General features: G+C 63.8%; 13 protein-coding genes. 8 read left to right on the top strand and 5 right to left on the bottom strand.

Annotation, left to right across the window (positions count from 1 at the left end; all coding sequences use genetic code 11):
• The first annotated feature begins 346 nt into the window (after positions 1–346).
• Together QCE48_RS21320 and QCE48_RS21315 are read left to right on the top strand one after the other, a co-directional pair.
• On the top strand, positions 347–1,654 hold the full coding sequence (locus tag QCE48_RS21320) for a dicarboxylate/amino acid:cation symporter (protein WP_309783958.1): 1,308 nt from the start codon (positions 347–349) through the stop codon (positions 1,652–1,654).
• Between the two features lie 13 nt (positions 1,655–1,667).
• Positions 1,668–2,612, top strand: coding sequence for an amino acid ABC transporter substrate-binding protein (locus QCE48_RS21315; protein WP_309783957.1), 945 nt, complete (start codon positions 1,668–1,670; stop codon positions 2,610–2,612).
• A 15-nt stretch (positions 2,613–2,627) separates the two neighbouring features.
• Here QCE48_RS21315 and QCE48_RS21310 read toward each other — a convergent pair whose 3' ends face one another.
• Positions 2,628–3,560: an ATP-grasp fold amidoligase family protein gene (locus QCE48_RS21310; protein ID WP_309783956.1), complete on the bottom strand. Its 933-nt coding sequence runs from the start codon at positions 3,558–3,560 to the stop codon at positions 2,628–2,630.
• 339 nt (positions 3,561–3,899) lie between these two features.
• Here QCE48_RS21310 and QCE48_RS21305 point away from each other — a divergent pair, with 339 nt between their 5' ends.
• Complete coding sequence (locus tag QCE48_RS21305) at positions 3,900–4,790, top strand: alpha/beta hydrolase (RefSeq protein WP_309783955.1); 891 nt, start codon at positions 3,900–3,902, stop codon at positions 4,788–4,790.
• Positions 4,791–4,815: 25 nt separating this feature from the next.
• On the opposite strand, the gene QCE48_RS21300 is transcribed toward QCE48_RS21305, so the two are convergent.
• Positions 4,816–5,775 carry a hypothetical protein gene (locus tag QCE48_RS21300; RefSeq protein WP_309783954.1) on the bottom strand — a complete coding sequence of 320 codons (960 nt, stop codon included), beginning with the start codon at positions 5,773–5,775 and terminating at the stop codon, positions 4,816–4,818.
• A gap of 260 nt (positions 5,776–6,035) precedes the next feature.
• Here QCE48_RS21300 and QCE48_RS21295 point away from each other — a divergent pair, with 260 nt between their 5' ends.
• The 3 genes from QCE48_RS21295 (at position 6,036) to aroQ (ending at position 10,492) form a co-directional block, all read left to right on the top strand.
• Positions 6,036–8,009, top strand: a complete 1,974-nt coding sequence (locus tag QCE48_RS21295) for an MFS transporter (protein ID WP_309783953.1) — start codon at positions 6,036–6,038, stop codon at positions 8,007–8,009.
• A gap of 436 nt (positions 8,010–8,445) precedes the next feature.
• On the top strand, positions 8,446–9,876 hold the full coding sequence (locus QCE48_RS21290; RefSeq protein ID WP_309783952.1) for an MFS transporter: 1,431 nt from the start codon (positions 8,446–8,448) through the stop codon (positions 9,874–9,876).
• Between the two features lie 181 nt (positions 9,877–10,057).
• Positions 10,058–10,492, top strand: a complete 435-nt coding sequence (gene aroQ, locus QCE48_RS21285) for a type II 3-dehydroquinate dehydratase (RefSeq protein ID WP_309783951.1) — start codon at positions 10,058–10,060, stop codon at positions 10,490–10,492.
• Between the two features lie 81 nt (positions 10,493–10,573).
• Here the strand turns inward: aroQ and QCE48_RS21280 are convergent, their stop codons facing one another.
• The 3 genes from QCE48_RS21280 to QCE48_RS21270 all read right to left on the bottom strand — a co-directional run bounded on the left by QCE48_RS21280 (position 10,574) and on the right by QCE48_RS21270 (position 11,738).
• Positions 10,574–10,753 carry a hypothetical protein gene (locus QCE48_RS21280; protein ID WP_309783950.1) on the bottom strand — a complete coding sequence of 60 codons (180 nt, stop codon included), beginning with the start codon at positions 10,751–10,753 and terminating at the stop codon, positions 10,574–10,576.
• A gap of 51 nt (positions 10,754–10,804) precedes the next feature.
• Positions 10,805–11,134, bottom strand: coding sequence for a hypothetical protein (locus QCE48_RS21275; RefSeq protein WP_309783949.1), 330 nt, complete (start codon positions 11,132–11,134; stop codon positions 10,805–10,807).
• A gap of 130 nt (positions 11,135–11,264) precedes the next feature.
• Positions 11,265–11,738, bottom strand: coding sequence for an Lrp/AsnC family transcriptional regulator (locus QCE48_RS21270; RefSeq protein ID WP_309783948.1), 474 nt, complete (start codon positions 11,736–11,738; stop codon positions 11,265–11,267).
• Positions 11,739–12,075: 337 nt separating this feature from the next.
• On the opposite strand from QCE48_RS21270, the gene QCE48_RS21265 reads away from it, so the two are divergent.
• The gene (locus QCE48_RS21265; protein WP_309783947.1) at positions 12,076–13,509 is read left to right on the top strand and encodes an amino acid permease; all 1,434 of its coding nucleotides are present in this window, start codon (positions 12,076–12,078) and stop codon (positions 13,507–13,509) included.
• Between the two features lie 99 nt (positions 13,510–13,608).
• A complete protein-coding gene (locus QCE48_RS21260; protein ID WP_309783946.1) occupies positions 13,609–14,820 on the top strand; it encodes an amino acid aminotransferase in 1,212 nt (403 codons plus the stop codon).
• The last annotated feature ends 21 nt before the right edge of the window (positions 14,821–14,841 follow it).

Here is a 14,841-nt window from a genome sequence, read left to right as displayed (position 1 = left end):
CCGCCGCAAGATGGGCTGGCGAGCGGTCGCCTGGACTAGCCACTTCACGACCGAAGCGCTTCGAATACCCCACATGGGCCGCGACGTCGTACACGCGCGCGCCCGTCTTCTCGCCGCCTGTTCGCGACGGCGGCCGACCCCTTTTCCAATCCAAAGCCGCGTCTGCACTGGCGGGCGTTGGTCACCTCGTCGCGATGCTGTACGCCATTCGACGATCTGCCGTAAGCTGTCGGGAAATGGTTCGCGCTTCCGCGGCCCGTAGCCTGTAGCCTCGCGTGCAACGCCTGTCGCATCCTGTTTCGACCTTGCCATCCGCCCATACACTGCAGTGAATGGAGGCTTCGAGATGAACAGAAAGAACGCCGCGGCCATCTGGATTCTGATTGCGATGCTGGTCGGCATCGGGATCGGCTACATGATCTACTCGAGTTTCCCCGACAAAAAAACGGCCACCGAGATCGCGGGCTATATCTCGCTGGTGTCGGACGTGTTCCTGCGACTCATCAAGATGGTGATCGGCCCGCTCGTGTTCTCGACGCTCGTCGTCGGCATCGCGCACATGGGCGACGCGGCCTCGGTCGGGCGCGTCTTCGCGAAGGCGCTCGGCTGGTTCGTCACCGCTTCGCTGATCTCGCTGCTCCTCGGCCTTTTGATGTCCAACCTCCTCAAGCCCGGCGAGAATCTCGGACTGCCGCTGCCGGACATCGGCGCATCGGCGAATCTGGCGACATCCAAGTTCACGCTCAAGGATTTCGTCGGGCACATGATCCCGAGGTCCTTCGCCGAGGCGATGGCGAACAACGAGATCCTGCAGATCGTCGTGTTCTCGATGTTTTTCGGCATCGCGCTTGCCGCGCTCGGTGAGAAGGGCAAGATTCTCGTGGCGGCCATCGACCAGCTTTCGCACGTCATGCTGAAGATCACCGGCTACGTGATGAAGCTCGCCCCGCTCGCGGTGATGGCCGCGATGGCCGCGACCGTGGCCGTCAACGGACTGACGATCCTGCTGAAGTTCGCGGTCTTCATGGGCGATTTCTACCTTAGCCTCTTCATCTTGTGGGCGTTGCTCGCGGCGGCCGGTTTCCTGTTCCTCGGGCCGCGCGTGTTCAGGCTGCTGACGCTCATCAAGGAGGCGTTCATGCTGTCGTTCGCGACCGCGAGTTCCGAGGCCGCGTATCCGAAAATCCTCGACGCGCTCGACCGTTTCGGCGTGAAGCGCAAGATCTCCAGCTTCGTGATGCCGATGGGGTATTCGTTCAACCTCGACGGCTCGATGATGTATTGCACCTTCGCGACACTGTTCATCGCGCAGGCGTACAACATCCACCTCGCGCTGGGCACGCAACTGACGATGCTGCTGATCCTGATGCTGACGTCGAAAGGGATGGCAGGCGTGCCGCGGGCGTCGCTGGTGGTGATCGCCGCCACGCTCAACCAGTTCGGCATCCCGGAGGCTGGGTTGCTGTTGATCCTCGGCGTGGATACCTTCCTCGACATGGGCCGTTCCGCCACGAATGCAGTGGGCAACTCGATCGCGAGCGCGGTGGTCGCGAAGTGGGAAGGCGAACTCTTGTCGGAGGCCGATGCCGAGGCCAACGCGGCGCGCATCGAAGCCGAACTGGAGTCGACGATCGCGCATCCGGCAGAGACCTGACGGGGAGCGAGCCATGAAGACGCCGCGATTGTGGTCGATGCTCGCCATCGCAGGCTTGCTGATCGCCTGCTCGGCCGCGAGAGCGGACGACGCGCCGCCGTCCGCTCCGGTTCCCGACAACCTGGCGCCGGCCGCACTGACCGGCACGCTCGCCAAGGTGCGGGCGGCGGGCACGATCGCGCTGGGCTATCGCGACGCCTCGGTGCCGTTCTCCTACCTGAACGCGCGCAACGTGCCGATCGGCTATTCGATCGAACTGTGCAAGTCACTGGTATCGGCGATCGAGGATGCGGTCAACCGGACCTTGACCATCCAGTGGGTGCCGGTCACGTCCGACAATCGCATCGACGCCGTGGCGGGCGGCCGGGTCGACCTCGAATGCGGCTCGACGACCAGCAATCTGGAGCGCCAGAAACGCGTGGCGTTCTCGCCGATCTTCTTCGTGGCCGGCACCAAGGTGATGGTGAAGAAAGGCTCGCCGATCGCCTCGTTTCGCGACCTCGCGGGCAAGAAGGTGGCGGTGACGGCCGGCACCACCAACGAGAAGACGCTGCGCGATCTGGACCGGAAGTTCCGGCTCGGCATCCGCTTGCAAGTCGTGCCCGACCACGCGCAGGGCTTCGCGCAGGTGACCCACGGTCAGGCCGACGCGTTCGCCACCGACGACGTGCTGCTCTACGGCCTGATCGCGGAACATGCCGGCTCGGGCGGCGAGTATCGCGTCGTCGGCGACTATCTCTCTTACGATCCCTACGGCATCATGTTCCGCAAGGACGACCCGCAACTCGCGCAGGTCGTGAAGGATGCCTTCCAGGAACTCGCGGCGGACGGAGAAATCGATCGTCAGTACAAGCGCTGGTTCCTGCGCCGCCTGCCTTCGGGCACGAGCCTCAACCTGCCGATGAGCGCGCAGCTTGAGACCATCATTCAGACGATCGCCGGCGGCGAAGCGCAGTGAACGTGCGTCACGCGGTCATTTGCCGCCGCCGTTCGGCAGCCGGCCAGCGGGCGCCGGATCCAGCGTGGCTTCGGCGCGCTCGTGCAACCGGAAATACGTGCCCCACTCGTAATCGACACTGTCCGGCCGAAGCTGAAGCACACCCGCGCCAGGCGTGAAAGTGAGTTCGCCAAAATAGACGCGGCCTCGCGGCGCATAAAGGTCGACCCGCACGTATTCGAAGTCTTCCGCCAGCCGTTGTCCGATATCGAGCAGCATCGACAGGTTTTCCGGGCGCGGATCAGGCGACTTGCTGCGCTCGAAATGGCCGATGCCGATGTCGAGCAGATTCCATTGGGCGTCGTAGAAATCGCCGCGCGGATGTTCGTTGAAACGGTCTGAAATCACGCAGATGAAAACGGTCCTGCGTCCGCCGGCGCCCGCGAAAACATGCAGCTTGTAGTCGGCGGGAACGTCGTCGCGTTCGTCGAGCAACAGCGTTTCGAAGTAGATCCGATGCTTGATCGTTTGGTAATGCCGCTCGCGTGCCACGCGATAGAAGTCCTTCGACAACCATTGATCGGCAAGCGCCGCCAGTTCTTCGAAGCTGGTCTGCGACTTGTCCTTGACCACCTTGACGAAACTGCTTCCGTGATTCGCCTTCATGACGAAAGCGGATGGAAGCGCGTCGAATACGGCTTTGTCGAACGAGTCGGGCTCGGCGATCAGCGGGATCAGATACTCCTCGCCTATCTTCGACTTCACGTAGTCGCGGACGGTGAGCTTGTCGGTGAGATCCGCATACCGGGGATCAGGATGCAGGCAACGATAAAGGATCTTCTCGTTGAATGTGGTCGGCTTGATCAGGTTCGGAAAGCGTCCGATCTTCTGCCGATGAGACATGCTCAAAAATACATAATCAGGCAACAGATCCTTGGCACCGCCGAAAAGCGTTTTTGGCAACTGCATGTTTGAGACTCCGCTATGCGCCCGTCGGGAAGGGAAGCGGCGTGCTGGTCGAACGCGTGCACGCTGCGAAACCCGCTCCGACTATGCGGCGCGATGTCGCTTCAAACAGGCCTCCCGGGTCAATTCACCAGAAAAGGGCAGCGAGTGGGCCGGGACAAGGATAGCGGTCTTATTTGTATTGCGTATGAGGGTTTCCACTTAACGTACCGGACTTTCGACACTGCATCGCAGCAAACACGACGGCATGTGGGCGCATGGATGAAAGCCCACGGTGGTTCCCGAACACGCGATATGCACGCCTTCGCTAGAATGGTTTTTCCTATCCGGCCAAGGTGGACCATGCTCGAATTCAACCTGCATGCGAAGACATCGAAGCTCGACATCGTTTATGCCGAGGCGGGTCCGCCCGACGGGCCGCCTGTGCTTCTGCTGCACGGTTGGCCCGACGCGGCGCGCGCCTGGGAACCGGTCGCGCGCCGGCTGAACGATGCGGGACTGCGCACGATCGTCCCTGAACTGCGCGGCTTCGGCGCCACGCGCTTCCTGCATGACGACACCGTGCGCGATGGTTCGGCCGTCGCGCTCGCGCAGGACGCCGTCGATCTCGCCGATGCGCTTGGCATTCGCACGTTCGATGTCGTCGGTCATGACTGGGGCGCCCGGGCGGCCTACACGCTGGCGGCGCTCTTTCCGGCGCGCGTGCGGCGCATCGCGGCGCTCGCGCTCGCTTTCCAGCCGCGTGGCGCATTCGAGCTGCCGGGCTTCTCGCAGGCGCGCAAGTTCTGGTATCAGTGGTTCATGACGCTCGACGACGCACCCGCGCTCATCCGCGCCGATCCGAAAGGCTTCGCGCGTATTCAGTGGGACACGTGGTCGCCGCCCGGCTGGTTCGATGACGCCGAATTCAACGTCACGGCGCGCGCCTTCGAGAATCCCGACTGGGTGCCGATCACGCTGAACGGCTACCGGCGCCGCTGGCGCCAGGACGAGCCGAGCGACCCCGACTACGACGCGCTCTACGCGCGGCTGTGCGGTATCGAGCGCCTCGACACGCCGACGCTGATGCTGCAAGGCGCCGTCGATCTATGCGACGAGCCGGAGTCGTCGGCGGGACAGGACGCCTGTTTCACCGCAGGATACGCGCGCGTGCTGCTGGACGGCGCCGGTCATTTTCCGCCGAGAGAAACACCCGACGCGGTAGCGGACGCGTTGATCGCGCACTTGCGATAGACGCGCGCGGGTCGCTTCACGCGCCTCACGCGATGCGGGCACGCCGCAGCCGACTGACCACCTCGCTTCCGAACTTTTCCGCGAGCGTCGCGTAGCCGTCGCTGGTGGGATGGATTTCGTTTTCCCACGACGCGTCTTCGCCATTTGTTCTGGCCGCCGCAGGTGTCAGCGCGCCGTGAAAATCGACGGCGAGGATGTTCGGATACTCGACCGCGTTGCCTCTTGCAACGAGCGCGTCGTTCAGTTGCGACTGGAAGTCGTGCATCGCGTCGAGGAAAAAGTGGACAAGTTCGATGTGATCTTCCGGCGGAATCTGATGCCGGTTGAACGGCTCCCAAAGCCAGGTCCCGAACTTCTTCGGACCGACGAACACGGGCGCATCGCGCGGGGTGGCGTAGTCGTAGGAGTGGGTGAAGATCGGGATGCCGCGATTGGGCGTCTTGCCGTCGCCGTCGCCGCGGTCGCGCCATTCGAGCAGCGTGTCGTAGTAGCCGGTCAGACGCTCGGTGAAGCGCTTCCAGCCGTCCGCATCCACGTAGCGCGCCGGGCCTTGCCCGGACCATTCCGCCTCGGCCTTCAAGAGGCGTCGCGGCTTCAGGTTTTCATCGGTGGTCGCGGGGTCGATGCTGATCGCATTGATGAAGTCGTTGCCGCCCGCGGACAGGAAAATCGCATCGAATTCGTGGGCGAAGGGGCCGCTCAGGAGCCGTTTGAAATGGACCTCCCAACTCGGATCGACCATTTTTTCCAGCGTCTTTCCCGGATAGGCCGAGTTCACGATGATGGACGAGTCCGGAAGCCTGAACCAGAACAGCACGCTGCCGTTCGGCGGCAGCACGTCGGGCGGCACCGCCAGCGACGCTCCCAGCGAAAACCATGAGTCGCCCTGTGCAAGAAAGCGCCACGTGTAGTCGTTGATCGACTTCTCGTGATTGCCGCCGATCTCCCGGCTGCCGACGATCACCGCTTTTTGCATCTCGCTCATGACGCGCTCCTTCGTTCGGAATGGGCGACTGCAAATCACTGTAGTACCCGCGCACGTCGCTTCCCATTCCGGGCCCTGTTTTATGTGCGCTAGCGCGCGTTGCCTGGCGGCTTGGCGGGAACGAGCGTTCATGAGCGTCGTCCTTGTAGACCGCGCAAAACAAACCATAATGAAGAGCCCGCTTGTTCTCCCTATGGATAGATGTGCGGGCGCAACGGAGCGGCCGAACCGACCGATGGGCGATCATCAGGAGACCGGAAGTGGATACGACCGCCGGACTGGAATCCGAAACCGAGCCGCAGCCTTCGACGCAAAGTGCTTCCGACGGGCGTCCGCTGGAACAGATCGTCGTCGCGATTCACGGCGTGGGCAATCAGCGGCGCTTCGATACGATTCGCACCGTCGCTCACCGGCTCGGCAAGCTCAACGATCCGCCGCTTCCCGTCATGCCGCTCGGGTTTTTCAGCGTCGGCAGCAGCGGTCAGGTGTACGTGAGCCAGCTCGACGTCGACGAGACGCACCCGCTCTGGAAAGTCGGCTTCGCGGAAGTCTACTGGGCGGACGTGCCGCGCGGCGTCGTGACGATGGGCGATACGCTCGAGGAGAGCAAGGCCTGGGGCCGCACGATCGTCGGCCGCGCGCAGGCGCTCTACCGCGGAAAGGTCGAACAGGCCGCGTGCCAGGTGTCGGGCGCCGATTTCGACATGGTGGCGGGCGTCACCGAGGAAATCGTCGAGGCTGTCGACGTGATGGAGAACCTGCTCTGGGTCGCGGGCAAAGCGGGCATCTTCAAGTTCGACCTCGCGCCGCTTTTGACCGATTACATCGGCGATGTCCAGCTCGTCGCCGAGTTCCAGTCGTACCGGAAGGAGATCGTGGACCGCTTTCACGACGCGCTCACCACGATCGTCGGGCATTTCCGCGACCGCTATCCGGGCAGCCCCGAGATTCACGTCATCGCGCACAGCGAAGGCACGGTGATCAGCTTCCTCGCGATGCTCGACGCGCTTTCCTCCGCGCCGGGACAAGGCCGCGAGCGGTATGGCTGGATCGAATACGTGCGCGGCTTCATGACGATCGGTTCGCCGATCGACAAGCACATCATCCTGTGGCCGCGCCTGTGGCCGAACCCGGTTCCCGGCGGCGCGCTGCAAACCGATGCCTTCGAGAACTGGAGCGCCGACCAGCCGGTGCTGCTCAAGGCGAAAGACGGCAGCACGCGCGTGCGGTTGCCGCAGCCGATCAAGTGGCGCAACTATTACGACTTCGGCGACCCGATCGGCTTTCAGCTCGACACGGCGCGACGCTTCCTGCGCGAAGCGCGCTGCGGCGCGTTCCAGTTCGGTTTCGACGACGACTACGGATTCAGCCGCTATCCGCTACCCGGCAAGGCGCACACCGATTACTGGTCGGACACGGACCTGTTCCGCCATTTCGTAGACGATGTCGTGTTGCCGAATGTATCGCTGGCGGCGGCGGGCGGGCCGCCCACGAAGCCGCCGGGCAATAAACCGCTCATGAGCGTGGTCAGCCTCTCGATTCCGTATCTGCTTGCGCTCGCGCTGCACGTCGCCGCGGTGTACGTGATGTTCAAGGGAACCACGCAGTTCCTGTCGCAGGACGGCTGGAGCATGACCGATGTCGTCCATACGGTGATCGCGCTCGCCGCGTTGCTGACGGGCGCGACCGTGGCGAGCCGGTTGCCGCGTCTCGTGCAGCAGTCGCGCGGGCGCTGGCTCGTGCTGTCGGCCGGCATCTTCGCGCTGGGCGCCGCGTTCTGCCTGTGGATGGTGCCGCCGCAAGTCAGCGCGTTCCTCGCGGCGCCGTTCCTCGAACGCGGCACGCCGACACCGCTCTTCGGTATCGCGCCGGGCGGCGCCTTTCTCGTGACGGTCGCGCTTCTTCCGGCGTTCGTCTGCTGGCTGCTGCCGCGCTGGCCGCGTCTTGGCCGGCGCGTCATGATCGGCATCGGTGCCGCGATTACCGCGCTGGCGGTCCTCCATGCCTATCCCGGCTCGTCCACCGTCGAACCGTCGCCGCCGCTCTGGCCGTTCGTGCTGGCCTCGCTGCTGTTTCTCTATCTGTGGTGGCTCGCGATTTTGACCTTCGATCTCAGCTTCATCTGGCATCGGTACATTCGCAACTCAGTGGCGCTCGATACGCTGCGCGACTGGCGCGAAAAGAAGGACACGAAACCGCGGACGTTGCGCGCCCGCAAGCCGAAGGACTATTGAACCGCTTGAGACCCTGGTTCACACGCGCGCTTTTCCGACGGCGCACGTGCTTTTCCGCCGTGGAGGAATCGTCTTGCCGGCACAGGCGTTGCAACGCACAACGGCGCGCGTGCGGTGCCTTTCGTCTCCGTCATCGGGTTTTGCCTCATCGTAAGGCGGGGAAGCAAGCGAGATCATCGGAAGGCAGTTCTTTTCAATGTTTCCCCGCTCCGTCGATGGCGGAGCTCACGCAAGAATGAACGGAAGGCAAGCAAAGGCGGATTGCCCGTGGTAAAAATCTGCCGCAGTCAGGTTGAAGCGTCGGCCTCAGAAGCCGGTCCACCGATTCTCAAAGCAACTAACTTGCAAAAGACCAGAGTGAGACGCACGGGACGGGTAAGCGCCAACGCGCTGACTCTGATCGACAGCGCCCGCATCTGGTCGACACGGAGACAACATGGAAACAAAAACGCTGTCGGCCGGCGGGCCCGATGCCCCCGACGACCATCATCGCAAGCAGACCAGGAAGGCGACCGCGAGCGGCTGGATCGGCTCGGCGCTCGAATACTACGACTTCTTCATCTATGCGCAGGCTGCCGCGCTGATCTTCCCGCAACTGTTCTTTCCGTCGGGCAATCCGAAGATCGCGATCGTCGCGTCGCTGGCGACGTATGGCGTCGGCTATGTCGCGCGGCCGATCGGCGCGTTCGTGCTCGGTCACTGGGGCGACACGCACGGCCGTAAAACCGTGCTCCTGATCTGCATGTTCCTGATGGGCGCATCGACGATGGCGGTCGGCCTCCTGCCGACGTATCACCAGATCGGCATGGCGGCGCCAGCGTTGCTCGTGGTGCTGCGCCTGATCCAGGGTTTCGCCGTCGCGGGTGAAATCTCCGGCGCCAGTTCGATGATTCTCGAACACGCGCCGTTCGGCCGTCGCGGTTACTACGCGAGCTTCACGCTGCAAGGCGTGCAGGCCGGGCAGATCATGGCCGCCGCGGTCTTCCTGCCGCTTGCTTACTTCATGCCGGAAGACGCGTTCAATTCGTGGGGCTGGCGCATCCCGTTCCTGATGTCCGCCGGCGTGCTGTTCGCGGGTTACATCATCCGCCGCGAAGTCGAAGAAACGCCGGCCTTCGCCAAGGAAGCGGACGCGTCCGCCGTGCCGAAGTCACCGATCAAGGAAGCGTTCAAATACAGCTGGAAGGACATGCTGCGCGTCGTGTGCATGGCGCTGATGAACGTGATCCCGGTCGTCGCGACGATCTTCGGCGCGGCCTACGCGGTTCAGCCGTCCTACGGCATCGGTTTCAGCAAGAGCGTGTATCTGTGGATTCCGGTGGTCGGGAATATCGTCGCGGTGCTGGTGATTCCCTACGTCGGCGACCTGTCGGACCGGATCGGCCGAAAAATTCCGGTGGCCGTCGGCGCGATCGGTTCGGGGCTGCTCTCGTTCGGCTACCTGTGGGCGATCAGCATCCACAGCGTGCCGATCGCGTTCGTGATGTCGCTTCTGATGTGGGGCGTGGTGTACCAGGGCTACAACGCAATCTTCCCGAGCTTCTACCCGGAACTGTTCCCGACCCGCTCGCGCGTCTCGGCGATGGCGATCGCGCAGAACGTCGGGACGCTCATCACGGCGCTGTTGCCTGCGCTCTTCGCCACGGTCGCGCCGCCGGGATCGAACAACATCCCGATGACGGTCGGCTCGATTGCGCTGGCGGTGACGGTCATCGCGGCGCTGGCAGCGTGGAGCGCCCGCGAGACGTACCGCATTCCGATGAGCCAGCTCGGCGAACCCGACGCCGTGCCGATCGAGAAATCCGAGTACGACCGGCTGCGCGCGCAAACCGTCGCCGACGAGAAACTGGCGAAAGTCTCCGCGTGACCTGCCGGCCGCGTCGTGCCGCTGTGCGGCGCGACGCGGCCGGTCGCCTTCGGAGCGGCGACGGGCGTCGCACGCTGTTCGACCGACACTCCGCCAGCGAATTAAAATGCGCCAGTCGCGGCGCGCCGCTCGCGCCCGGGCCGTCCACCCGATTCCAGACCGTTCAACCGAAGGAAATCCCATGAAAAAGATCGTGATGCTGCACGGCATCAACCACAACATGTTCGGCAAGCGCGATCCGGCGCAGTACGGCACCGTCACGCTCGCCGAAATCGACGCGAAGCTGCAGGCGCTCGGCAAGGAACTCGGCGTGGAAGTGGAGAGCTATCAGACGAACAGCGAAGGCGACATGTGCGATCGCATCCACCAGGCGTATTCCGAGAACGCCGCCGCCGTGCTGATCAACGCCGGCGCGTGGACGCACTACAGCTACGGCATCCGCGACGCGCTCGCGATCCTGACCGTGCCCGTCGTCGAGATTCACATGTCGAACATCCACGCGCGCGAGGAGTTCCGCCACAAGTCGGTGTTCGCGGAGATCGTGAAAGGGCAGATTTGCGGATTCGGCGTGGAGAGCTACCTGCTCGGCCTGCGGGCCGCGCTCTCGGCGATGTGAGAAAAAACGTGAAAGCCGCGTCGCCCGACGCGGCTCATGAAGCGATGTGAACCAAAGCGCCGGCGCTCGCCGGCTGTGCGCTCAGTCCGCCTGGTACGAGCGGGCGCGGCCGAGCGCGAAGGCGTCGGCGCCGTCGCTGTCCGCTGGCGTTTCCGCCTTGCGGCCGATCACCGGATCGCGCACCTGCGCGCCGCGGATGAACAAAACGACGCAAAACGCGAACATCATCCAGATTCCGACGACGATCATCCAGTAGTTCATGTGCTTTCCCCGAAGCGTGGCTAAAGCGCGGTGAGCGCCCGGTATCTGTGGTCAGTGATGGACAGGCGCGGCCGGCAAGGCCAGCAGACGGTCGATGATCGTGTGCGCCAGCGCGCGCTCGCGGGCCATCGCGAGTTCGTCTGCGCGCGCTTCGACAGCGTCGGGCGCGCTCGCGCGAACCTGACCGGCGAGCCGCATGATGTTGTCCGATGCGTTTTGCAGCGCGTGCAGAAGCTCGGCGTGCGTCATCGGCAGTTCGGGGAAGGACGCCGTCGATGCGACGATCGACGCGTGGTGGCTGGCGGCTGCACTGCGCGGCGCCGTATCGGTTGCGACTGCGAGACTGGCGGTTGCGGCGATTCCATCAATGATCTGCGACATGTCGGCGTCCTCGTGAGTGGATGAGACTCAGTGTGAGGGCGCGACCGGGATTTCAATCGTCCGAACAAGGGCGGTTTTCCCGCCTAATTCACCGCTATTCGTCCTACAGGAAAAACTGACCGCGAGCGGTTCAGGCGTCGAGCGGCATCGCGCTCGTGCCCTTGATTTCGTCCAGACAGACGATCGACTGCACGCGGCTCACGCCGGGAATGCGCATCAGCGTGTCGAGCAGGAATTCCGACAGCGCCTTCAAATCACGCGCGACCACTTTCAGCACGTAGTCGATGTCGCCCGTCACGGAGAAGCATTCCTGGATCTGCGCGAGCTTTTCGACGAATTCCTTGAACTTGAGCAAATCGCGGATATGCCCGCGCTCCATCGTCACCTGAATGAACGCGACGACGCCGAAGCCGAGGCTTTCGGCGTCGAGCCGCGTTTCGTAGCGGCGGATCACGCCCATTTCTTCGAGCCGACGGTGACGGCGCAGCGTCTGGGCGGGCGAGAGTTTGATCGTCTGCGCGAGTTCGAGGTTGGACATCCTCCCATGCTCCTGCAGAACGGCGAGCAGCCGAAGGTCGATGCGGTCGAGAGCGAGTTTCTGCACTTTTGTTTCCTTGAATGGCGCTTAGGAGAAATCTTGGTGCATGAGCTAGGGTTTGCCACTGCGTCTTATGAAATCCTATTTTGCCATCGCGAATATACACTGGGAGCCGCTTAGGAAAGGGGCGTCGGCTAGAATTGGGCCCTTCGGGCGGCGATGCAGCACGATGGTGCGGAAATTTAATTTCGCGCGGACGTTTAACAGCACGCGACTGAACACCCGGCATCCCCCGACACGACCGCCCGCGCCACGAACGCGGACGGCTCGCAGCGCGCCGCTGGCGTCCAGACAGGGACCGCAAGCGCGCCCGATTCAACGAGAACTACGGAGACAGGCACTGATGGTTTCAGGCAACCAGGTCAAAGAGGGCAGTGACGTCGCACAAGGCGAGGAGCTCAAGCGCGGGCTCAAGAATCGCCATATCCAGCTGATCGCGCTGGGCGGCGCGATCGGGACCGGGCTTTTCCTCGGCATCGCGCAAACGATCAAGATGGCGGGCCCGTCCGTGCTGCTCGGCTACGCGATCGCCGGCGCGATTGCGTTCCTGATCATGCGGCAACTGGGCGAGATGGTCGTCGACGAACCGGTGGCGGGCTCGTTCAGCTATTTCGCCGACAAATACTGCGGCCACTTTTCGGGCTTCATGTCGGGCTGGAACTACTGGGTGCTGTACGTGCTCGTGAGCATGGCGGAGCTGTCGGCGGTCGGCATCTACGTCCAGTACTGGTGGCCGGGCATTCCGACCTGGGTCTCGGCGCTCGTGTTCTTCGGCGTCATCAACGCGATCAACCTGACGAGCGTCAAGTCCTACGGCGAGATGGAATTCTGGTTCGCGATCGTGAAAGTGCTCGCGATCGTCGGCATGATCGCATTCGGCGGTTATCTGCTCGCGTCCGGGCACGCCGGGCCGGAGGCCAGCATCGCGAATCTGTGGCAGCGCGGCGGCTTCTTCCCGAACGGCGTTTCCGGCCTTGTCATGGCGATGGCGGTCATCATGTTCTCGTTCGGCGGGCTGGAACTCGTCGGCATCACGGCGGCGGAAGCGGACGATCCGTCCCGAAGCATCCCGCGCGCGACCAACCAGGTGATCTACCGGATCCTGATTTTCTACGTGGGCGCGCTCGGCGTGCTGCTCTCGCTTTATCCGTGGGAGAAGGTCGTGACCGGCGGCAGCCCGTTCGTGCTGATCTTCCAGGCGATGAACAGCAATATCGTCGCGCATGTGCTCAACATCGTCGTGCTGACGGCGGCGCTCTCCGTGTACAACAGCGGTGTCTATTGCAACAGCCGCATGCTGTACGGCCTTGCGAAGCAAGGCAACGCGCCGCGCGCGCTCCTGAAGGTGAACCGGCGCGGCATTCCGCTCGCCGCGCTCGGCGTCTCGGCGCTCGCGACCTTCGTCTGCGTGCTCGTCAACTATTTCATGCCCGGACGCGCGTTCGAGCTGCTGATGGGTCTCGTGGTGTCGGCGCTGATCATCAACTGGGCGATGATCAGCATCATTCACCTCAAGTTCCGCAGCGAAAAGCGCAAGGCGGGCCAGCCGACATCGTTTCGCAGCCTCGGCTATCCGTTCACCAACTATCTGTGTCTTGCGTTCCTCGCGGGCGTGCTCGCCGTCATGTACATGACGCCCGGACTGCGGCTCTCCGTGTATTTGATCCCGGTCTGGCTCGCGGTGCTCGGCGTGAGCTACCGGTTCCGTCCGCACGCGGCGGGGACGGCCCGCGACGCCGTTACGGCGCCGAACGCCGTCGTGGCCGATAATCGCTGATCGACACACCGGCGCCGCGTGTCGTTCGCGCGGCGCTTTTTTCGTCGGCGGCCGCCGGCCGGCCGCCGTCCCGCTCACCCGCTCCGGTTGCTCAACATCATGTTCGAACACATCGACGCCTATCCCGGCGACCCGATCCTCAGCCTCAACGAGGACTTCCAGAAGGACCCGCGCACGAGCAAGGTCAATTTGTCCATCGGCATCTATTTCGACGACGACGGCCGCCTGCCGGTCATGCGCGCCGTCCGTGAAGCCGAAGCGGCGATCCTGAACGAGCCGGGTCCGAAGCCGTATCTGCCGATGGCGGGTTTCGCGCACTATCGCGACGCCGTGCAGGCGCTCGTCTTCGGCGAAACCAATCCGGCGCGCGCGGAGGGACGCATCGCGACCGTGCAGACGCTCGGCGGATCGGGCGCGTTGAAGGTCGGCGCGGATTTCATCCGGCGCTACTTTCCGCAGTCGCAGGTCTGGGTGAGCGATCCGACGTGGGAGAACCATCGGTTCATCTTCGAGCGCGCCGGGTTCGAGGTGAACACCTACCCGTACTACGACGAAGCGACGGGCGGTCTGAACTTCGACGCGATGCTCGCCGCCATCGACGCGCTGCCGGCCCGCAGCATCGTGTTGCTGCACGCGTGCTGCCATAACCCGACGGGCGTCGATCTGGACCGCGCGCAGTGGGAGCGGCTGATCGGCGTGCTTCAGGAGCGCGACTTGCTCCCTTTCGTGGATATGGCGTATCAGGGCTTCGGCGCGGGTCTCGACGACGATGCGTTCGCCGTGCGCGAACTGGCGCGGCGCGGCGTTCCGGCGTTGGTCGCGAATTCGTTTTCGAAGAATTTTTCGCTGTACGGCGAGCGCTGCGGCGGGCTGCACGTGATCTGCGAGGATGCGGGCGCGGCGCATCGTGTGCTCGGGCAGTTGACCGGTTCCGTGCGCTCGAACTACAGCAATCCGCCGACGCATGGCGCGAAGATCGTCACGCGCGTGCTGAATACGCCCGCGCTGAAGGAATCGTGGCAGGGCGAATTGGCGGCGATGTGCCAGCGGATCGCGCGGATGCGCGTCGCGATTCACGACGGCCTGCGCGACCATGTGCACGGCGAGGCGCTGACGCGCTATGTGAAACAGCGCGGGATGTTCACGTACACGGGGCTGTTGGCGGCGCAGGTCGACCGGCTGCGTGAGGAATTCGGCGTGTATATCCTGCGCTCGGGACGGATGTGCGTCGCGGGGCTGAACGATACGAACGTCGGCACGGTGGCCGAGTCGATCGCGAAAGTGCTCGCGGATGAGAAAGGCGGGCGGTGAAACTGGGTGGCGAGCGGCGTC

The organism is Caballeronia sp. LZ024 (assembly GCF_031451455.1).
GTDB lineage: Bacteria > Pseudomonadota > Gammaproteobacteria > Burkholderiales > Burkholderiaceae > Caballeronia > Caballeronia telluris.
The sequence above is the reverse complement of the archived record's forward strand: the minus strand, read 5'-3'. Positions and strand labels throughout refer to the sequence as shown.

Excerpts from the sequence above, each read along its gene's own strand:
- QCE48_RS21320 (WP_309783958.1), top strand. The coding sequence starts at position 347 with ATGAACAGAAAGAACGCCGCGGCCATCTGGATTCTGATTGCGATGCTG.
- QCE48_RS21315 (WP_309783957.1), top strand. The coding sequence starts at position 1,668 with ATGAAGACGCCGCGATTGTGGTCGATGCTCGCCATCGCAGGCTTGCTG.
- QCE48_RS21310 (WP_309783956.1), bottom strand. The coding sequence starts at position 3,560 with ATGCAGTTGCCAAAAACGCTTTTCGGCGGTGCCAAGGATCTGTTGCCT.
- QCE48_RS21305 (WP_309783955.1), top strand. The coding sequence starts at position 3,900 with ATGCTCGAATTCAACCTGCATGCGAAGACATCGAAGCTCGACATCGTT.
- QCE48_RS21300 (WP_309783954.1), bottom strand. The coding sequence starts at position 5,775 with ATGAGCGAGATGCAAAAAGCGGTGATCGTCGGCAGCCGGGAGATCGGC.
- QCE48_RS21290 (WP_309783952.1), top strand. The coding sequence starts at position 8,446 with ATGGAAACAAAAACGCTGTCGGCCGGCGGGCCCGATGCCCCCGACGAC.
- aroQ (WP_309783951.1), top strand. The coding sequence starts at position 10,058 with ATGAAAAAGATCGTGATGCTGCACGGCATCAACCACAACATGTTCGGC.
- QCE48_RS21280 (WP_309783950.1), bottom strand. The coding sequence starts at position 10,753 with ATGAACTACTGGATGATCGTCGTCGGAATCTGGATGATGTTCGCGTTT.
- QCE48_RS21275 (WP_309783949.1), bottom strand. The coding sequence starts at position 11,134 with ATGTCGCAGATCATTGATGGAATCGCCGCAACCGCCAGTCTCGCAGTC.
- QCE48_RS21265 (WP_309783947.1), top strand. The coding sequence starts at position 12,076 with ATGGTTTCAGGCAACCAGGTCAAAGAGGGCAGTGACGTCGCACAAGGC.
- QCE48_RS21260 (WP_309783946.1), top strand. The coding sequence starts at position 13,609 with ATGTTCGAACACATCGACGCCTATCCCGGCGACCCGATCCTCAGCCTC.